This is a genomic window from Dellaglioa sp. CoH-56-MRSF-12 (assembly GCF_056782075.1).
Genome location: NZ_JBXAYD010000005.1, coordinates 13,410 through 32,085, shown reverse-complemented (window position 1 = coordinate 32,085; position 18,676 = coordinate 13,410). Strand labels below are relative to the sequence as shown.

Annotated in this window: 22 protein-coding genes; 1 reads left to right on the top strand and 21 read right to left on the bottom strand. The window is 32.3% G+C overall.

Features of this window, described 5'->3' with window-relative positions; all coding sequences use genetic code 11:
- Nucleotides 1–42: 42 nt before the first annotated feature.
- Complete coding sequence (locus AC1RPY_RS06225) at nucleotides 43–201, bottom strand: hypothetical protein (RefSeq protein WP_481761778.1); 159 nt, start codon at nucleotides 199–201, stop codon at nucleotides 43–45.
- Between the two features lie 17 nt (nucleotides 202–218).
- Nucleotides 219–575 (bottom strand): DUF3899 domain-containing protein, encoded by a 357-nt coding sequence (locus AC1RPY_RS06220; protein WP_481761779.1) that lies wholly within the window; start codon nucleotides 573–575, stop codon nucleotides 219–221.
- A gap of 144 nt (nucleotides 576–719) precedes the next feature.
- Between AC1RPY_RS06220 and mscL the strand changes: the two genes are divergently transcribed.
- Complete coding sequence (gene mscL, locus AC1RPY_RS06215; protein ID WP_409021944.1) at nucleotides 720–1,169, top strand: large conductance mechanosensitive channel protein MscL; 450 nt, start codon at nucleotides 720–722, stop codon at nucleotides 1,167–1,169.
- Nucleotides 1,170–1,898: 729 nt separating this feature from the next.
- Here mscL and AC1RPY_RS06210 read toward each other — a convergent pair.
- The 19 genes from AC1RPY_RS06210 to rnmV all read right to left on the bottom strand — a co-directional run bounded on the left by AC1RPY_RS06210 (nucleotide 1,899) and on the right by rnmV (nucleotide 18,675).
- Entirely contained in the window at nucleotides 1,899–2,063 is a 165-nt protein-coding gene (locus AC1RPY_RS06210) for a hypothetical protein (RefSeq protein ID WP_481761780.1), read from the bottom strand.
- Between the two features lie 891 nt (nucleotides 2,064–2,954).
- Nucleotides 2,955–3,470 (bottom strand): hypothetical protein, encoded by a 516-nt coding sequence (locus tag AC1RPY_RS06205; protein ID WP_481761781.1) that lies wholly within the window; start codon nucleotides 3,468–3,470, stop codon nucleotides 2,955–2,957.
- A complete protein-coding gene (locus AC1RPY_RS06200; protein ID WP_481761782.1) occupies nucleotides 3,467–4,105 on the bottom strand; it encodes an ATP-binding cassette domain-containing protein in 639 nt (212 codons plus the stop codon). Before AC1RPY_RS06200 ends, AC1RPY_RS06205 begins: the two co-directional genes overlap by 4 nt.
- 16 nt (nucleotides 4,106–4,121) lie before the next feature.
- Nucleotides 4,122–4,817, bottom strand: coding sequence for a hypothetical protein (locus AC1RPY_RS06195; protein WP_481761783.1), 696 nt, complete (start codon nucleotides 4,815–4,817; stop codon nucleotides 4,122–4,124).
- Complete coding sequence (locus tag AC1RPY_RS06190) at nucleotides 4,781–5,479, bottom strand: hypothetical protein (protein WP_481761784.1); 699 nt, start codon at nucleotides 5,477–5,479, stop codon at nucleotides 4,781–4,783. The genes AC1RPY_RS06195 and AC1RPY_RS06190 overlap by 37 nt, the downstream gene beginning before the upstream one ends.
- A complete protein-coding gene (locus tag AC1RPY_RS06185) occupies nucleotides 5,466–6,275 on the bottom strand; it encodes a hypothetical protein (RefSeq protein ID WP_481762192.1) in 810 nt (269 codons plus the stop codon). The genes AC1RPY_RS06190 and AC1RPY_RS06185 overlap by 14 nt, the downstream gene beginning before the upstream one ends.
- 58 nt (nucleotides 6,276–6,333) lie before the next feature.
- Nucleotides 6,334–6,747, bottom strand: a complete 414-nt coding sequence (locus AC1RPY_RS06180; RefSeq protein ID WP_481761786.1) for a hypothetical protein — start codon at nucleotides 6,745–6,747, stop codon at nucleotides 6,334–6,336.
- Between the two features lie 487 nt (nucleotides 6,748–7,234).
- A complete protein-coding gene (locus AC1RPY_RS06175) occupies nucleotides 7,235–8,212 on the bottom strand; it encodes a ribose-phosphate diphosphokinase (RefSeq protein ID WP_481761787.1) in 978 nt (325 codons plus the stop codon).
- 90 nt (nucleotides 8,213–8,302) lie between these two features.
- Complete coding sequence (glmU, locus tag AC1RPY_RS06170; protein ID WP_481761788.1) at nucleotides 8,303–9,694, bottom strand: bifunctional UDP-N-acetylglucosamine diphosphorylase/glucosamine-1-phosphate N-acetyltransferase GlmU; 1,392 nt, start codon at nucleotides 9,692–9,694, stop codon at nucleotides 8,303–8,305.
- Between the two features lie 201 nt (nucleotides 9,695–9,895).
- Complete coding sequence (purR, locus tag AC1RPY_RS06165; protein ID WP_409021938.1) at nucleotides 9,896–10,726, bottom strand: pur operon repressor; 831 nt, start codon at nucleotides 10,724–10,726, stop codon at nucleotides 9,896–9,898.
- A gap of 185 nt (nucleotides 10,727–10,911) precedes the next feature.
- Nucleotides 10,912–11,739, bottom strand: a complete 828-nt coding sequence (locus AC1RPY_RS06160) for a metal ABC transporter permease (protein ID WP_481761789.1) — start codon at nucleotides 11,737–11,739, stop codon at nucleotides 10,912–10,914.
- Nucleotides 11,700–12,392, bottom strand: coding sequence for a metal ABC transporter ATP-binding protein (locus tag AC1RPY_RS06155; RefSeq protein ID WP_481761790.1), 693 nt, complete (start codon nucleotides 12,390–12,392; stop codon nucleotides 11,700–11,702). Before AC1RPY_RS06155 ends, AC1RPY_RS06160 begins: the two co-directional genes overlap by 40 nt.
- A gap of 9 nt (nucleotides 12,393–12,401) precedes the next feature.
- Complete coding sequence (locus AC1RPY_RS06150) at nucleotides 12,402–13,364, bottom strand: metal ABC transporter substrate-binding protein (protein WP_481761791.1); 963 nt, start codon at nucleotides 13,362–13,364, stop codon at nucleotides 12,402–12,404.
- Nucleotides 13,365–13,695: 331 nt separating this feature from the next.
- Complete coding sequence (locus AC1RPY_RS06145) at nucleotides 13,696–14,919, bottom strand: serine hydrolase (protein ID WP_481761792.1); 1,224 nt, start codon at nucleotides 14,917–14,919, stop codon at nucleotides 13,696–13,698.
- Between the two features lie 369 nt (nucleotides 14,920–15,288).
- Nucleotides 15,289–15,879: a cysteine hydrolase family protein gene (locus AC1RPY_RS06140; RefSeq protein WP_481761793.1), complete on the bottom strand. Its 591-nt coding sequence runs from the start codon at nucleotides 15,877–15,879 to the stop codon at nucleotides 15,289–15,291.
- Between the two features lie 29 nt (nucleotides 15,880–15,908).
- On the bottom strand, nucleotides 15,909–16,763 hold the full coding sequence (gene ispE, locus AC1RPY_RS06135; RefSeq protein WP_481761794.1) for a 4-(cytidine 5'-diphospho)-2-C-methyl-D-erythritol kinase: 855 nt from the start codon (nucleotides 16,761–16,763) through the stop codon (nucleotides 15,909–15,911).
- 118 nt (nucleotides 16,764–16,881) lie between these two features.
- On the bottom strand, nucleotides 16,882–17,118 hold the full coding sequence (locus AC1RPY_RS06130) for a Veg family protein (RefSeq protein WP_409021932.1): 237 nt from the start codon (nucleotides 17,116–17,118) through the stop codon (nucleotides 16,882–16,884).
- Between the two features lie 92 nt (nucleotides 17,119–17,210).
- The gene (gene rsmA / locus AC1RPY_RS06125) at nucleotides 17,211–18,110 is read right to left on the bottom strand and encodes a 16S rRNA (adenine(1518)-N(6)/adenine(1519)-N(6))-dimethyltransferase RsmA (protein WP_409021931.1); all 900 of its coding nucleotides are present in this window, start codon (nucleotides 18,108–18,110) and stop codon (nucleotides 17,211–17,213) included.
- On the bottom strand, nucleotides 18,103–18,675 hold the full coding sequence (gene rnmV / locus AC1RPY_RS06120) for a ribonuclease M5 (protein WP_409021930.1): 573 nt from the start codon (nucleotides 18,673–18,675) through the stop codon (nucleotides 18,103–18,105). The genes rsmA and rnmV overlap by 8 nt, the downstream gene beginning before the upstream one ends.
- Nucleotide 18,676: the final 1 nt, after the last annotated feature.

Sequence of the window (18,676 nt, the reverse complement as noted above, 5' to 3'; positions counted from 1 at the left end):
CTAACTTTGAATAATCAAAGTTAGGTCCGTTTTTTTGGCGAATTATCTTCTAAACAACAATCGCATAAATTCTCTAAAAGATAACTTTGATTGCTTAAATTGTTTATATAATGATCCAGCATTTTCTGCAAATCCACCATCTACAAAGTATGCTCCTACAGCAAAACACAAAACGATGATAATACCCAAAAAAATATTCATGACATCATCTCCCTAGTTTAAATAGTCACTAATACAGCAATCAAAATCAATAATGCACCAACAATAAAACAACTACGCATCAATGGTGATATTTTAAGCGGACGATTTTTTTTACTTCCTACACTTTTAACATCAATTTTACGTTCATTATAATCTTCTTTAGATTCACCTTTATCTCGTCGTTTAAACCAGCCAGCGAATAGTTGTGCTTGGCTCAAAATTAATATAATGCCGACTAGAATTAATATAATGCCAATATAAAAATATACATTAGATAAAGAAAAACTATCCCCTCCAACACGGATCCAGATAATCGCAGTAATGATTGCCAGTACACTTAATAAAAATGTGACATTCCTTTTAGCCTGTTTCATGATAGTTAGTTCCTCGCTCGCTTTTAATTTGTGCTTTGATTATATCATTCAAACCTATTAACTCACAATTTTCAGTTCACTTATCCTATAAAATCCGTTATACTTTAAGATACAGTTAACCAAATTAAAGGAGACTCATCAAACATGTTAAAAGAATTTAGAGATTTTATCACTCGCGGAAATGTGATGGATTTGGCAGTCGCTGTTATTATTGGTGGTGCATTTACAACAATCGTTAAGTCTTTCACAACTAACATCATTGGTCCTATCATTGCACTTGTCGTCGGTAAAGTTGACTTGTCAGGGATCGTTCTCACAATTGGTGATACAACTTTCAAAATCGGACAATTTTTAGACGATGTCATTAACTTTATAATCGTAGCCTTTGTTATCTTTATGTTGCTTAAAGGAATCACAGCACTTAGAAATGCAACAAGTAGATCTAATGATAAGGAAGAAGAATCTTCAGAAACGACATTAACACCTACAGAAGAATATTTAAAAGATATCCGTAACTTACTAGCTGAAAGAGATAGTGACTTACCTCGAGAAGCATCAAAAAAAATTGAAGAAAAAATTGCAAAAGAAGACTAAATAATAATTAATAAAAACTTGATTCTGATTTTTAATCGGAATCAAGTTTTTTTATTTTACTTATATTTTATCTTTTTTACATCACATTTTCTTCACAACTACTTGTTATGATAACTTCATACCTTAATTAATAACTTTTAAATTTTAATTTATTTCCCCGAATAAATTAATTTAACTCATAACTAATTTCTCCCCTGAAATTAATTATCTCTACTCCCTTTTTCCGTCAGTCTCCCCGGACTGACGGTTTTTTTATACCCTTAAAATTAAAGTGTATCGACTATAAAATCATAATATTCAAGCGTTATAATCTGTAGTAATAAATAACAATCTAAGATTATTTTGGTCCCCCTTTTTAACATTACGAGTACTGTCTCTAATTAAATATACGTTTGAAGTCTAAGTTTAATGCCCAACCTAATTGGTTATATTCTCAGATTAGACACAAGACTATTCTGAGAATCGATTAGCTCTATAATAAATTAAAAAGAGAAGTCTCCAGATTGATTTCTGATTACTTCTCTTTTTAATTAGTTTTTATTCTATTTTTTTAACTTTTTTTCTAGTTCTAATATCTTTTTTGTTGTTAATTCATTAAGTTTAGCAGAACTAATTATTACTTTTCGTCTAGCTTTCTTATATTTATATAAACATACACATAAGTAAATGTAGAAAGCAATCCAAATACAAAATAATACTAAAGGCATAACAAGATAAACTAGATCATAACTATTCATTATTTTTCCCTTCTAATCTACTTATTTGTTCTTGTTGCTTCTTTTCCACATCATTAAGTTCGGTAATTTCTTTTTTATATTTCCGCATTTTTAAAATCATAAATACAAGCGTACCAATTAATAAAAATATTAATACTTTTATCTCAAATTCTATCATATTCTTCTCCTTCTATATTATTAAGGAACCTACAAAGACTATGAAAATAGTAACTAAAGTTACCCCAAGTTCTGCCCCAACACTAGTTACTGTACTAGACGTACTAAAAGCCATAGATATTTTGGGTAACTCTCCTGCATAATCAAAGTCAGGCTCTCTAAATTTTTTAATATAATATTATAATCTTGTACCGGATATGGATCACTCCCTATTCAATTAGACTCTTCATAAAGTATCTTAATTCCATAAATTATTTCACCTTTAATTAATTGACTAATTATTCAACCCTTATTCAATCAAAATATTATAGAATAGACTTGATAGGTTACAAACAATTCAAATGAATCTTTAATTTTCATTTACCTTCTGCTAGCCTTAAACAGTCTTATAAGTTATAATTTAACAATTCTTGAGCTAAAAGAACCATAGCAACACTTTCTTAAACTATATTTACTACCTTTTAATATACACTTTATCAATTTTAAAGGGTAGTAGAAAAGTTGTATTTAATAATCAGCTCAAATAGTGCTTTATTCTAAGAAAATCTTTATGTAAAAACTACTAAAATATTATATATCCTATACTTTCACCCCACAAAAAAAGTAATCATATTTTATCCTTTTTACGTCACATTTTCTTCACAACTACTTGTTATGATAACTTCATACCTTAATTAATAACTTTTAAATTTTAATTTATTTCCCCGAATAAATTAATCTAACTCATAACTAATTTCTCCCCTGAAATTAATTATCTCTACTCCCTTTTTCCGTCAGTCTCCCCGGACTGACGGTTTTTTATGTTGAATTTGAATACTTTAAGAATAGTAAAAAACAGCCCTAGCATTACCTGCCGGGACTGTCTAAATTAATTTAATTTACCTAGTGATATTCACTTAAAATCACTTTGATAGATATATTTTATATTAGTACCTGGTTTGGACGAAGTTAAAAACACTAAATTAAAAGAACGATTACCAGAGCCTTTTCTAATAATTGCTTTTAAAGTCTTATGATTTATCCCGACATGCAGCGAAGAATCAGATTCACCTTTTTCATTAAGCATATCAGATTGGGTCACATCATAAGAACTATTCATAACAAATAGCCCTCCGAGTGGAAAGTCACCATCTTTTTTTGATTCAATATCGACATCAATACTGTCATTGTAGTAAGCTTCGTCTGAGTCTTTAGTGACGTGATGCTTGATTTTAGTAAATACAAATTTTTCATTTACTATTTTTTGATGATTAGATGTTACAAACACATTCTTAATTTGACTGTTTTTATATTGTTCGGTTACTGCTGCATGAGCATTCCATAACCATACAGCGCTTGCTAGTAAGCAGATGCCTCCCAAAATAAGTAATCCTCTCTGACTTAGTTTCCACGAATTTTTATTTTTCATTTTAGAATAACTCTACCTTCTGAAATGTGAATGATTTTATCACTCACTTCGTTTAAGAAAACACTATCATGATTAGAAATAAGGATTGTTTTCCCTGCTGCTTTTTGATCGATAATTAACTGACGCAAAAAGTCTTTTCCACTATCGTCTAGTGCATTACTAGGTTCATCTAATATTAAAATAGGTGCATCATTGATTAAACAACAAGCAATTGAGGCCCTTTTCTTCATTCCTAATGAATAGTGTTTAATCGCACGCTTATCATTAGGATCTAGTCCAACATAAGTTACCATTTCGTTCAATTCATTCTTAGTCATTTTATGACTATTTAGTTGATTAATTAAGTCCAAGTTTTTAAGAACTGAAAAATCTTCTAACATACCAATACTATCCATAGAAAAAGCAATGCTGCTTGAAAAAAGTTCATCTACTCTGATATATTTTCCATTAACCCAAACTTCACCTTCAGTAGGCTTTACAAACCCAATAATCGTATTAAATATCATGGATTTCCCAGCACCATTTGGCCCACTGAATCCACAAACGATTCCTTCTTCAATTGATAAATTGATATCTACTAAAATATCTTTTTGCTTAATTCTTTTGGAAATGTTTTTCAACTCTATTATTTTCATTTTTACACTACTTTCTTTAAATAAAATCAATATCTTTAATTTTTATAAGTGAGATAATGATGCAACTCAATATAATCGTTAATAAAATTATAATGTTAACCGAATTATGATTAGGGTTAAATCTAGAGAGCATTGTTGCGTCTATAATGGATATGTGAGAAATATAAACATCTAATATTATGACTGCTAAACTCCCTATTAAGGGTAGTATAAAATCATCTAATAAAAATGACGCTGTTGATAACAATACAAGATAGGTGAAACTAAATATAAATAGATAACTATAGAAAGCTAAATGTGAGATACCAAAACCGTTTATAATCACTATCAAAAAATAAAAAAAACTATTATAAATTCCTAACATCAATAAATTGCTAAATAAATAATTTTTATATCCAATATTATGTAGAATTTTAAAATCTGATTTCCATAGTAACATTTGTGAATTTCCAATAGCTAATGCTGGAGAAATCACAAAGATGAACCAAAATAAAGGAAAAGATTCTCCCTCAGTATCTAACGAAGCACCATATAGTAAGCTCGTCATACCACTCACTTGATCTCTTTTGCACAATATGATCATCATCGTTAGCATAATAAAAATGAGCACCGTACGCCATTTAGAATAATAAATCGTTAAATAAATATTTCTAAAAACTAAGATACTGAAAAACTTCAATTTATAGAGTATTCTTTTTTTGATAAAATCCATCTTTGAAAAACCTCCAAAATAATAAAAAAGAGTAGTATAAAGAATATATTTTGAATTAAATATAACGTGTTAACACTATATCCAAGACTGATTATGCCATGATTAAAAAACAATCTAATCCCTCTTTCGTTCAAAAATATTTCTAATTGATAATAACCATAAATTAAAAATAACGATATAATTTTATTTCCTGTGAGGCAATAAAAGGACGCTATTAAATTATAAAAAACATACATTGCGATAAAATAAATAACCATTGTAACTAGCTGATAGCCATTTATATTATATTTTAAATTATCCTTATTTAAAATTAAAAAAAGGATTCCAGAGATAACAAATGCACAAATATATATGGCATAAAAGTAATTCACTTGTACTCTCAAAAAAGAAAAAGGTTTTCTTATATAATACATAATTGGAAATTTAGAACCCTGAAAGGGTAATAATATCAATATTGGAAAGAAAAGAATCATTATATTTTCAATATTTAAACTATTTTGTAGTCCTCCTTGGACTACGTCAATAAAGGAACTATTCTTTTCATTACCTAAAAATAAATAATATTCAAAAAGAGATAAAATAATTAATAAACAGAACGTAAGAATATCTATTACCCAGTCACGAGACCGTTTAGTTTTTAAATATATTTTAAATAATCGCATTACGTTTTACTCCCATAAAATTAAAAAGATAAGCTACAATGAGAACCAAAAACAAAATCCCCATAATAAATGATAAAGGAGGTAGGCCCTCCGCGGGTCCTCCTACCATAGGAAGCGACAAAGGTGCAGCAAGATAAAAAGGAAATACAGCAGCTAAAACACTTATAAATAAGCACAGTAAAAAACTAAAACTAACCACACTATAAATTGTTTTTACATATAAACTAACACTCGCGGCAACTACAGAAAAAACACCTGCGAACAAACCTGCAAGTAAAATATAAAATAAAATCCCCGTATATGATTGCTGGAAAAGGTCCTTCATAAAATATGTTGAATTCGATGCAAGTCCCAGATTATTATTTAATACAGCATCTAATGGTTGATTAGGGAATAAACACCATGCTACTAATAAATCCAATAATAAAGGTAGTATCCCAATCAAAAATCCTGAAATAAAGCTTAAGCTAAATGAATGAATAGAATAATTAATAATTCCCTTTTTTTGTACATATTGTTTAATAAAACCTGTTTGTTTATCCTCGAAGACAATTAGATTCAAACCAATCACTGAAAATAAAGGTAATAACAAATAAAATAAAGCTGAAAAATCGCTACCAGTACCACCTATACCTATCCATGTTGTAATCACAGTAAAAGTTAAATTAGAACCATCTAGATAAGTCCTATTAGGTAACATATCCATAGACACGTGAACTACTATTAAAGCAAAACCCACTAATATGCCATAAAAATATTGTTTCTTCGCCATACGCGACAGCCAATAAGAATTCATTTTTTTCACACCAATCTTTTATTTTAATATAATGCGTAAGAGAGCACATTATTTCTTCTTATCTATCAGGTTTCCAATTACCATCAGCACTACCATATGCATGAATACTATTTACAATATATGCATTGTTTCCTGTTCCATACCACTCTACTAAATAATTAGTTAATTTTGTCTGTCCTTTAGATTTAATAACATATTTTTTTCCTTTAGAAACAGATACATTTCCTGTACGACCAGCCTTATAAGAGTGTCCCCAAGCTTCCACACGTATTTTTCCCGATATCTTTTTGATGTTTAATTCATACGCAGTTTTACTCCACTTTTGAATTCTATAAGTTTCGTCCCAAGGATCATTCCATCTATTAGCAAGATGAACATAATTCGGATTGTTAGCCTCTACACGATCTGAACTTAAAATTGCTATACCAAAAACACATATTGCAACTAAAATAAATGACATTAATTTTTTCATAAAAACTCCTTAAAATTCTCCCTTACGCATTTAATATTATATATAAATAATTAACTCAAAACAATAATATTCAAGTTAAAAAAGACTTTTATAATTTATATATAATATAAAATTAATGCTAATATTAATAAAAAATCACTTTAATGTTGTTTATCATTCTTAGTAAGATCTATTAAGTCCTAAGATATTCAAGTAAACAGACTGCTTACTACTCTAACGTACTAACTACGAGAAGAACTTTCTTCCTTTTTACGTCACATTTTCTTCACAACTACTTGTTATTATAACTTCATACCTTAATTAATAACTTTTAAATTTTAATTTATTTCCCCGAATAAATTAATCTAACTCATAACTAATTTCTCCCCTGAAATTAATTATCTCTACTCCCTTTTTCCGTCAGTCTCCCTGGACTGACGGTTTTTTTATGTCCTAAATTTGGATACAAAAAAAGTTAGACAACATTAGTTATCTAACTTTCTTAACTTTATTTTTCATTATGGAAACGATTTTTAAATAATGGACTAACTGGTTTGTTTTCATGAATTCTCGTGATTGCATCCCCAATTAATTGACCCACTGAAATTTGAACTAATTTATCAATTTTCTTATCTTCAGGTAACTGAATTGAATCTGTTACGATAAATTGCTTAATAGGTGATTTTGCAATTCTTTCAACAGCTGGACCTGATAAAACCGGATGAGTTGCACTTGCGTACACTTCAGTTGCACCGGCATCCATTAAAGCCTGAGCAGCAAGCGTAATTGTTCCTGCCGTATCAACCATATCATCAATTAAGATACAACGTTTGCCTTCAACGGTACCAATAATGTTCATCACTTCAGCAACGTTAGCTTTAGGACGACGTTTATCAATAATTGCAATAGGTGCTTTCAAGAATTCTGCTAATTTACGAGCACGTGTCACTCCACCATGATCAGGTGAAACGACAACAGAATCTTTATCTAATCCTTCGGTTAAGAAGTAGTCAGCTAATAAAGGTGCACCCATTAAATGATCAACTGGGATATCAAAGAATCCTTGAATTTGAGCAGCATGCAAATCAAGCGCTAAAATTCTTGTTGCACCAGCTTTTTCTAACATGTCAGCAACTAATTTTGCTGTAATTGGTTCCCGTGAACGTGCTTTACGATCTTGACGAGCATAACCATAGTAAGGAATAACGACATTAATTGATTTAGCACTTGCGCGACGCAAAGCATCAATCATAATTAATAATTCCATAATATTGTCATTGACGGGTGCAGATGTTGATTGAACAATGTAAACATGATCTCCACGAATACTTTCTTCAATATTAATTCTGATTTCACCATCACTAAAGCGATCTACAGAGGTTTTACCTAATTTAACACCAACAGCATCAGCAATTTTTTCAGCCAATGGTTTATTCGAGTTCAAAGCAAAAATTTTCAACTTTGGATCAAAATAATGTTCTGACATATGTGCCTCCAGTTATTTAATTTTCCCTACTTAAAATTTTAAATATTAATCAAGTAAATTGCAAGTTAAAATCCGATAAGAATTCGCTTACTAATCAATTTCTGGTGCATGAGCTACTGGTAATTTGTCAAAATAACCTTTTTTATTCACTTGACGACCACGAGCAATACCCATATCGTGTGAATCAATATTATCTGTAATTGTTGATCCGGCAGCGATAAATACATGATCACCAACTTCTAGTGGTGCAACTACATTAGATCCACTACCAATAAATGAATGATCACCAATGTTGGTATGGTGTTTATTAACGCCATCATAATTAACAAAAACGACGCCGCAGCCGACATTAATATCTTTACCTAAAGTGGCATCCCCGACATAAGTCAAATGACCAACTTTAGTACTCTTACCGATAGTTGCATTTTTAATTTCTACAAAATTACCGATATGAGCAGCTTCACCAATATGTGCTTGAGGACGTAAGTGACTGTATGGTCCAATGTTACTCATTGTTTCCATTTCAGAATCTTCAAGATATGATGACGTAACAGTTACCTTATCATGAATAATACTATCAATAATTTCAGAATGAGCACCAATGACACAATCTTCACCAATGACTGTATTACCTTTTAAGTAAACGCCTGGTTCTACAATTGTATCTGAACCAATTTTAACATTATATTCGATGTAAGTCGTCTCAGGATCAACTAAAGTCACACCATTGCGCATATGTTTTTCGTTAATCCGGCGTTGCATAACTTTAGTTGCAGCAGATAAAGCCACACGATCATTTACACCCATTGATTCAGAGAAATCTTTCATGCGGTAAGCTGCGACTATCTTACCTTGTTTTTTAAGAATTTCCATAACGTCAGTTAAGTAATATTCACCTTGTGCATTATCATTTGTTACTTCATGTAAAGCTTCAAATAAAGTTTTATTATCAAAACAGTACACACCTGTGTTAATTTCTTGAACATTAGCTTCTTGAATTGTGGCATCTTTTTGTTCAACAATTTTTTCAACAATCCCAATATCATTACGAATAATTCGACCGTAACCCGTTGGATCTTCTGCTTGTGCTGTTAGAACAGTTGCAGCAGCACCTTTTTCTTTATGATATTCAAATAATTCACCAAATGTTTTGGCAGTAAGTAACGGTGTATCACCATTAGCAATAATGGTCATACCCTCTTTATCTTTTAAGATTTTTTCTGCTTGAAGGACAGCATGACCAGTTCCCAATTGTTCTGCTTGAAGAACATATTCTGAGCGATTGCCTAACGTTTCTTCAACCTGCTCAGCACCATGTCCCACAATAGTAACAACTTCATCCATATTATTTGCTTCAATTTCCGATAAAACGTGGTCAACCATTGGACGCCCAGCAATCGGATGTAACACTTTATATAGTTTAGATTTCATTCTTGTACCTTTACCGGCAGCAAGAATAATGGCATATTTAGCAACTGTCATTAGATAGTCTCCTCCAATTATATTCTAATATTCTACCTTAATAATAGCTTAAACCCGTATGCGTTGCAAGATTTCGAATAAATATGCTTACTTTATTCGAAATTAAAAAACACTTGATTTTAAATTATTATTGGAATTTTCTAAAAAAAACTTAATGTTAAATTTAACATTAAGTTTTCATATAAATTATCTATTAACTTTTTATTTTTTAAATGTTTTTGTTAAATAATTTCCTTCACTAACATGAATGGTTTTGTCTGTATGATTAATTTCATCAACTTTTAACAATGAACTATAATCATCAACAATTCGGTCACCACTAAAGGCGCCCTCAGCGAAAACGGAAATACCGACTAAGTTTGCTTCAAACTCTTCGATTAAACTCTTCATTCCGTTAACTGTGCCGCCACCCTTCATGAAATCATCTACGATTAATACGTTAGCACCACGTTTTAAACTACGCTTTGATAATTCCATTTTTTCAATACGTTCACTCGAGCCAGATACATAGTTAACACTAACGGTTGAACCCTCGGTAATTTTTGAATCGCGACGCACAATAACAAATGGCACATTCAAAAATGTTGAGACACTTTGTGCGATGGGTACACCTTTAGTTGCAACTGTCATAACGGCATCAATTTTTTGGTCTAAGTACTCTGTTGCAATCAAGCGTCCTACTTGACGTAAAACGTCAGGACGGCCAAGTAAATCAGATAGATAGACATAGCCACCAGGTAATAACCGATCTTTTTCTGATAACTCCTCAGTCATTGATTCAATAAATTCACGTGCTTCTGCTTCATCAATAGATGGAATAAAACGTGCACCGCCAGCTGCGCCAGGAATTGTTTCTAGCGTTCCCGTGCCTCGCTCTCTAACTGTACGTTTTACAATCGCAAGATCTTCACTGATTGATGATTTAGCTGATTCATAGCGTTTTGAGAAATACGTCAAAGAAACCAACGTATGTGGTCTTTCTAGCAAATAACGAGTCATATCAATTAATCGATCGCTTCTTCTTGTTTTCATATATATATCAGGCCTTTCTTTTAAACATATCTAGTATTCAAAGTGTGATTTTCATTATAACCCGTTTTACCGAATAATAACAGTAAAATGCCAAAATATAATTATTAACGTTCGGTTTTTAATGATTTTCTAATAAAAAAACAAGCTATTTTTAAAAGTAGCTTGTTGATTGTTAATATTCGGTTTTATTTTTGTTTATTAATTTGAAGTCTAACGGATATAACTTTAATAATACTGCATATAATGAAAATCGTAATGAATAATAGCGTAATCGTTGCGCCAGGCGGTGTATTAAATTGGTAAGATGACATTAATCCGCCAACCATCCCTATTACACCAACTATCACACCAATTATAATAACCAGATTAAAGCTACGACCCAATCGCATTGCAATTGCTGCAGGTAAAATCATAATTGCAGAAACGAGTAGTGCCCCGGCAATTGGCATCATTATAGCAATCGTCACACCTGTAACTGCGTTAAAACTAATTGACATCAATCTAACCGGTAACCCTTCAGCAAAAGCCGTCTCTTCGTCAAAAGTTAAAACATACATTGGCTTTTTGAATAGTAGGAAGAGAACGACAATTAATACAGTTAAAATTGCTAAAATGATAACCTGCGCTGAACTAATCGTCACAATTGAACCAAATAAATATTGCTGTACACTCATTGAACTGGCACCTTGATTTAAACTCATTAAAACTAAGGCAATTGATAGTCCGGCAGACATCATAATGGCAATTGAAACTTCTGAATACGTACGGTATAAATTGCTTAAAAATTCAATTAAAACTGAGGCAATTAAAACCACAATCAGTGTGGTAATTGTTGGATTAATATTAACAAACAATCCTAACGCGACCCCTGCTAACGAAACGTGTGACAATGTATCTGCCAAAAGCGATTGCCTTCTTAAAACTAAGAATAATCCCAATAACGGCGTAATTACTGCCATTAAAAGTGAAGCAATTAAAGCTCGTTGCATGAATCCATCGAGAAACATCTCCATTGTGAGTCCTCCTTTCTAACTAATTTAATGTGACGATCAATATATTCTGAAACATCTTCATGATCATGCGTTATCATCAAGATACCTTTATGATGCGTATGGGCTTCATGTTGTAATAATTCGTAGAAATCGTGACGCGATTGTTCATCCATCCCTGTTGTTGGTTCATCTAAAATAAATAAATCAGGATCTGCTGCAAAAATACGGGCTAAACAAACACGTTGTTTTTGACCACCAGATAATTCACCAATTTTATGATTCTTAAAGTTCCACATATTAACTGTTTCAAGTGCTTTTTTTATATGTTCATGATCATTTTTATTCAGACGTCTTAACCAACGATTTTGTTGGTAACGGCCTGATGCTACTAGTTCATATACTGTTGACGGAAACCCCGCATTAAATGATGAAATCTCTTGTGGGATATATCCGACACGTAATTTTTTATTATCTAAATTAGTTTTAGAAATTTCAGCAGTTCCTTTAGCCGGATGTAATAGGCCAAGTACATTTCTAATTAAAGTTGATTTTGCAGCACCATTTTCACCAGTTAAAATGACAAATTCACCCGAATCAATGTGGAAATTAATATCTTGTAAAACAGGTTCTTCATCGTAATAAAAGGTAAGATCTTTGACTTCAATATATTTCATCTATTCTCCTTATTTAACAACCGTTTTTAACGATTTTAAATTATCTTGCATAACTGAAAGGTATGTTTCTCCATTTTCGATTTGAACTTTTGATAGTCCTTCAATTGGATTCAATCCTTTAACCTTAATATTTGTTTCTTTAGCTAGCATATTCGCAATTTTACTAGAATCATTAGATTCAGTAAAAATGGTATCTACATGATACTTTTTAATATACGTTTGTAGCTCTGCCAAACGTCTTGGACTAGGTTCTTCATCCGAAGAAATACCCGCAACCGCAACTTGCGTTAGTCCATATTGTTTTGCCAAGTAAGCAAATGCAGCATGTTGCGTAACAAATGTTTTATTCTTAGCATTTTTAAATGTCGTTTTATATTCTTGATTTAATTCCGTTAATTTTTTCAAATAAGCATTTGTTCGTTTTACATAATACTTTTCATTTTTAGGATCTTGCTGAATTAATTCATTTGAAATGTTTTTAACCATTTTTTTTGCGTTTTCAGGATTTAACCAAATATGAGGGTCATAATTATTAGTCGATGAAAATGAACTTTCCTCTTCTTTATTAGCTAATTCAGCCTCTTCACTTTTCAATTCTTCGTTCTCATCAATCATTTTAATTGAATGACTAGAATTTAAAATCTGCGTTTGTTTTTCATCAATACTTGATTTCAAACTTTTAACCCACGTTTCCATATTATTACTACTATAGATAAAGATATCTGACCTCGCAATTTTACTAATATCCTTTGCACTAGGTTCGTAATCATGCGGTTCTGTCCCGGCAGGCATCAACATTGTTATATCTGCGTTATCGCCTGCAACTGCCTTAGTAAATTCATACACTGGGTAAAATGTCGTGATAACCTGTAATTTATTAGACTCTTTCTTAGTTGCCCCTTGCCCACACCCGGTCAATACAACAACTAACATCGTGAGTACTATGCTTACTAAAATTAATTTTTTTTGCATGGTTTCTCCCTCATTTTTTCAAATCGTAATCTAAATAGTAATCAATACCATTACCGACAAATATTAGAATATCATTTTAGGTACAGCTACGTCAACTTTTTTAAGTGTCACTACGGTGTTAAGCTGTCATTCGTATAAGTTCATCTTGTTATAATAACTGTATTTAAAGTCGACCTGTCAGCAAGTGAACCGTTTCCAATTTAAAAGTGAACTATATCATTAGAATTAAATATAATTTACTATTAATATCTTGCGCGCAAAAAGACGCAACATCATAACTAACCATTAGTTACGATGTTGCGTCTCATTATTTTATCTGGTAACTCTTATTTTACTCTAGAATATCTTGATATAATTCTAATCCTAGCCTATTCATTCCCGGAATCTGCTTATCTTCAGTTCCCGATTCTGACATCGCCACAACTATAAATGCCTTTTTATCTTTTTCTATAATGGCAGCATCATTTTGAATACCATATTCGTTGTATTCGCCTGTCTTATTATAGACTGTAACACCAGTTGGTAAGGACGATGGTAATTTAGTTAGATTTTTATTTTCTTTTAGTAAATCTAGCATTGCCTGATCCGATTGGTTAGACACTAATTTATGATTATACATTTTTTTAAGAATTTTACCCATATCTGTTACTGACGTTTTATTATCGATTCCTGAATTAAGGGCATCTGTATCCATCATTTTTCTTTTAATTGTTGTATTAATTGCGCCTAATTTTTTAATTTCTGTATTAATTGAAGCAAATCCACCAAGTTTATCAATCACAATATTTGCAGCAGTATTATCACTGTCATCAATCATTTTTTCTAATAATTCTTTATATGACAATCTAGTACCTGCGCTCATATTCTGGATTTCTCCCGTTCCACCGACCTTATCCGATTCTGATAAAACATAGCTATCCTTTAGGTTGATGGTCCCTTCTTTTTCCATAGAATAAGCTGTAATTAAAATAAATAATTTAATCATGCTGGCTGATCCTTGCGCATGATTATTTTCAACTACCGGTGCACTACCATCTGTTAACGAAACGTAGACCGAATTTTTTCCATCAACGTCATCCATATATGTTGCAATATCATTCTTAATTTTAACTTTATTTAGTACTAAACTATTTTCTGAAGATTGCGTTTTTTCCGATGTTTTCTTTTCTTTTGAGCTAGATACTGCAGTAGTTGTTTCCTTCGTCGGTACACTATCTTTGTGCGTTAACTTTCCAGCTATAAGATAACCGCCACCCGCTATAATAACAAGTAAAATAATTCCTAAAACTATTTTCATCGGGTTGTTATTTTTAGCTCGTTTTTCTGTTATTTCATTGTTTACTATTGGCGCTGCTACTTTATTAGTATCTTGCGCTTTCGGATTAAATTTAAAGCCACAATTATTGCAAAATTGATCCTCAACCTTATTTGCTATGTTGCATTGCGGACATGTTTTCATAGGAGCAACATTTTTATTTTCTAACGGTTGCCCACAATTATCACAGTATAATGCATCATTTTCATTCTGAGACCCACATTTCGAACAAATTTTCATATCTTCACCTCGTAATTTTTAGGACTTTAACTTATCCTTCATTACATCCCTATTTTTTCTATATATGTACTCAATATCTGTTACTCATAAACTAACTATCAACACTTATGTTTCCTCCATACCTTTCCCCAAATATGGCTTTTATTCTCCCAAAGACAATCCCCCATTTTCTTGCAAATTAGATTAATCTAACACGCTACATTAAATCATGTCTTAGTTATAAAGTTAACCTATATTAGGTAGTATGTAAATAGAAGGATGCGTTCTTAACTAGTCGCTTAATTAGTCATTATCTCCAATTTTTTAATAAAAAAAAGTGCTATCACAAAGTGACAACACTCTCTTCCAACAATAGCTGTACTAAATCCACTAATCTTTAATTTCTGCACCCAGAGAATCCTTAAAATGTGACAGTGCCCATACATGTCCAGCTTGATTAAAACTAGCTGTCGCCTTTTCATGAATGACAATCTTATAGCCCAAATTATATGCGTCAATTGCGGTATGCAAAACACAAATATCTGTGCAAACACCAATTAAATGCACTGTTTCAATTGACCGAGCTCGTAATCTTAAATCTAAATCCGTTCCCGCAAAAGCACTATATCTCGTTTTATCCATCATATAAACATTTGATTTATCTTTATGCGCCTGATACCAAGGCTCCAACTCACCATAGAATTTACGACCGTTTGTACCTGCAATATTATGTGGTGGAAATAAATTAGTTTCTGGATGAAATGGGTCATTTTCATAATGAATATCAGTTGCTAAAACAACATAATCACCTTTTTGTTCAAACTCATTCATTAATTCTATCACTCGAGCTTCAATCTCTTGAGCAGGTTTTCCCGCCGTTAAGTGTCCATCTGTCGCTACAAAATCATTTGTATAGTCAATTTCAATTAAGGCTTCCACAAGTTGTCCCTCATTTTCAGTTGTATTTAATGCCTTCAACATAACAAATTATGCTAATTATCGCAATAAAATCAACTTAACGGTCTCACTAGGTAGACCTCTTCACAGAAACCTTTTAAACTATTGTAGACGTGCTGTGCTCGACTTTTTTTACGACATATCGCAAATACAGTTGGGCCTGATCCACTCATTTCTGCTGCATCTGCCCCAAATTTTATCATTTTTTCTTTTAAACGTGTAATTTCGGGATGACGTTCAGCTGTAATCGGTTCAAGCGCATTACCTAGATTATCAATTATGGCATCCATATCGTCGTCCTCAATTGCATTCACAACGGCGTTTACATTTGGATGAGTGAGTCGCGTATAATCAATTTGTCTAATAATAGTTGGTGTTGAAACACTAATCTTAGGTTTTGCAACCACTAACCAAACAGGGGGTAAGTCTTTTAAAATAGCAATCTTCTCACCACGACCCGTTACATGAGCCGTTCTACTATAAACGCAGTAAGGCACATCAGAATCAATTTTTAAACCAATTTTTGCCAACTCTGCTAAAGATAAATTGAGTTTCCATAATTGATTCAAAGCACGTAAAACGGCTGCTGCATCTGATGAACCGCCACCTAGCCCAGCAGCAACTGGGATTTGCTTCTTGATATGTATTTGGGCACCTTTTTTAATCTGAAATTTATCCTGTAAAATTTTTGCTGCTTTATAGGCTAAATTTCGGTGATCACACGGTAAAAAACCACTATCAGTTTCCACTGTAATGTCCGTTCGATCGTCTAGCGATTTGATATGTAAGTAGTCTGCTAAATCAACTGATGTCATCACCATTCGCCATTCTTGTTCACCATCTTGATGGTTAAATGGGGTGTCTAAACTCAAGTTGATTTTAGCTGGGGCTTTTTCACGAATCTCCATGTTCTCACCTAATCCTATAAGTCCTTAATTAACTCTAATTATACTAATTATTTCTAAAAATAAAAGCCTAAGTTAAGATGTTCTAAAAACATCCCTACCTAGGCTTTTATACTTATTTTTAATCTTCAAAATCAATTTCAATATTTTTTGTTAATACGTCTGTGTAGCTATATGAAACGCGCTCGAATGAATTCTCATCTTGGTTTAAATCGACTACAAAAATAGCTGGGAATGTTTCGCGTAAAATCCCTTTACGTTCTGTAGTTTTCTTTCTACCGGCTTGAGCAACTACCGTTAAATTTTTTCCGACTTGGGCATCTAGCGTACCTTTGATGCTGGCTAAAGTTTCTGGCATGATGGGCTTCACCTTCTTATGTGAAACATCATACCATAGTTTCACAAGATTTGCAATTATACCACATCGAACATCAGTAGTTCAATAAGAAGTTAATTAAATTTCTCTTCTACTTTGATAAGATTGTTAGATAAAACAATAAATTCATGAATACTTAGTTTTTCAGCACGAATTTGAGCAGAAATTTCTGATGCATCCAATGCTGCTTGTAACGCTTCACGAATTTCTGGTGTTTTACCATAAATTGATTGTAAATTATTCCATAAACTTTTACGTCGATGTTGGAAACTTCCTTTAACTAATTTAAAGAAGACCTTTTCACTAATTGGGCGTTCAACGTCGCCTTCTTTTTGATTCAAAACAATAATAGCTGAATCAACATTAGGTTGTGGAATAAAGACGGTTCTTGGAACAACGAATGCGACTTCAGCATCCATTTCATATTGAACGGCTACCGTTAGTGATCCATATGTACGACTACCTGGATCAGCTGCAATTCGTTCTGCCACTTCTTTTTGCATCATAACAACGATTTTATCTAATTTAACCGCCGTTTCTAGTAAATGCATGATAATGGGCGTTGTAATGTAATAAGGTAAATTAGCGACTAATTTTAATGGATGCTGTCCATCAAAATGTTCTTCTACTAACGCTGGTAAATTAGCTTTTAAAATATCTTGTTCCACGATATCAACATTATCATATGGACTTAGTGTTTCGCCAAGTACAGGAATCAAATTTTGGTCAATTTCAATTGCTAAAACATGATGTGCACGTCTTGCTAATTGTTCAGTCAATGACCCAATACCAGGTCCGATTTCGATAACGTCATCTTCAGCCGTAATATCTCCGGCGTCCACAATATTCATTAGTACGTTTTTATCTGTTAAAAAATTTTGGCCTAAACTCTTTTTAAAAGTTAAACCATAAGTTTCCATAATTGCTTTAGTTCTAATAGGTGAAGCAATGTCTGGCACATCATTGTTAGCCATGTTTTTCCTCCGTTATTGTCTCGTTAATTTCTTGCAATGCGTCGACGAACTCTTCTGGTGAAATTTGAAATAGTTTCAATCGATTGTATAATTGTTTTCCATTTGTGTAACCAATTTTGAGATACTCACCTAATTTTTCACGCTTAGCTTTGGCATCCGGTCCGGCAATCAATCCTGCCGTTTGTAAATCCTCTAAGCTGATCAATGTTTCGCCATCAGGCATTTCTGTATACAAATGATCTAGCGCTTCACGAATCGCTTCAACTGAAGCATGTTCAACGCCTAAACTCCCTTTATGATCTGGGACAGCTTCACTTTTTTTCAGAAAAGCATGCTGTACATTTGGAACGCGTGCTGAAATAGTTTTACGAATTTTTTCACCAGAAAAATCAGGGTCCGTAAATACAATTACGCCTCGAGTTTCTTGCAACAGTTCAATTTGATCTAACGTTTCGTCACTAATAGCTGAGCCACGTGTTTCAATCGTATCTGCATTAACAGCTAAATGGATACGTTTTGTGTCATCGCGACCTTCAACTACGATTACTTCTCTAATTTTCTGCATA

Coding starts and splice junctions, on each gene's coding strand:
- AC1RPY_RS06150 (WP_481761791.1), bottom strand. CDS start 13,364: ATGCAAAAAAAATTAATTTTAGTAAGCATAGTACTCACGATGTTAGTT.
- AC1RPY_RS06175 (WP_481761787.1), bottom strand. CDS start 8,212: ATGTCAGAACATTATTTTGATCCAAAGTTGAAAATTTTTGCTTTGAAC.
- AC1RPY_RS06210 (WP_481761780.1), bottom strand. CDS start 2,063: ATGATAGAATTTGAGATAAAAGTATTAATATTTTTATTAATTGGTACG.
- AC1RPY_RS06160 (WP_481761789.1), bottom strand. CDS start 11,739: ATGGAGATGTTTCTCGATGGATTCATGCAACGAGCTTTAATTGCTTCA.
- AC1RPY_RS06180 (WP_481761786.1), bottom strand. CDS start 6,747: ATGAAAAAATTAATGTCATTTATTTTAGTTGCAATATGTGTTTTTGGT.
- AC1RPY_RS06140 (WP_481761793.1), bottom strand. CDS start 15,879: ATGTTGAAGGCATTAAATACAACTGAAAATGAGGGACAACTTGTGGAA.
- mscL (WP_409021944.1), top strand. CDS start 720: ATGTTAAAAGAATTTAGAGATTTTATCACTCGCGGAAATGTGATGGAT.
- AC1RPY_RS06185 (WP_481762192.1), bottom strand. CDS start 6,275: ATGAATTCTTATTGGCTGTCGCGTATGGCGAAGAAACAATATTTTTAT.
- rsmA (WP_409021931.1), bottom strand. CDS start 18,110: ATGGCTAACAATGATGTGCCAGACATTGCTTCACCTATTAGAACTAAA.
- AC1RPY_RS06190 (WP_481761784.1), bottom strand. CDS start 5,479: ATGCGATTATTTAAAATATATTTAAAAACTAAACGGTCTCGTGACTGG.
- purR (WP_409021938.1), bottom strand. CDS start 10,726: ATGAAAACAAGAAGAAGCGATCGATTAATTGATATGACTCGTTATTTG.
- rnmV (WP_409021930.1), bottom strand. CDS start 18,675: ATGCAGAAAATTAGAGAAGTAATCGTAGTTGAAGGTCGCGATGACACA.
- AC1RPY_RS06130 (WP_409021932.1), bottom strand. CDS start 17,118: ATGCCAGAAACTTTAGCCAGCATCAAAGGTACGCTAGATGCCCAAGTC.
- AC1RPY_RS06195 (WP_481761783.1), bottom strand. CDS start 4,817: ATGGATTTTATCAAAAAAAGAATACTCTATAAATTGAAGTTTTTCAGT.
- AC1RPY_RS06145 (WP_481761792.1), bottom strand. CDS start 14,919: ATGAAAATTTGTTCGAAATGTGGGTCTCAGAATGAAAATGATGCATTA.
- AC1RPY_RS06220 (WP_481761779.1), bottom strand. CDS start 575: ATGAAACAGGCTAAAAGGAATGTCACATTTTTATTAAGTGTACTGGCA.
- AC1RPY_RS06205 (WP_481761781.1), bottom strand. CDS start 3,470: ATGAAAAATAAAAATTCGTGGAAACTAAGTCAGAGAGGATTACTTATT.
- AC1RPY_RS06200 (WP_481761782.1), bottom strand. CDS start 4,105: ATGAAAATAATAGAGTTGAAAAACATTTCCAAAAGAATTAAGCAAAAA.
- AC1RPY_RS06225 (WP_481761778.1), bottom strand. CDS start 201: ATGAATATTTTTTTGGGTATTATCATCGTTTTGTGTTTTGCTGTAGGA.
- AC1RPY_RS06155 (WP_481761790.1), bottom strand. CDS start 12,392: ATGAAATATATTGAAGTCAAAGATCTTACCTTTTATTACGATGAAGAA.
- ispE (WP_481761794.1), bottom strand. CDS start 16,763: ATGGAGATTCGTGAAAAAGCCCCAGCTAAAATCAACTTGAGTTTAGAC.
- glmU (WP_481761788.1), bottom strand. CDS start 9,694: ATGACAGTTGCTAAATATGCCATTATTCTTGCTGCCGGTAAAGGTACA.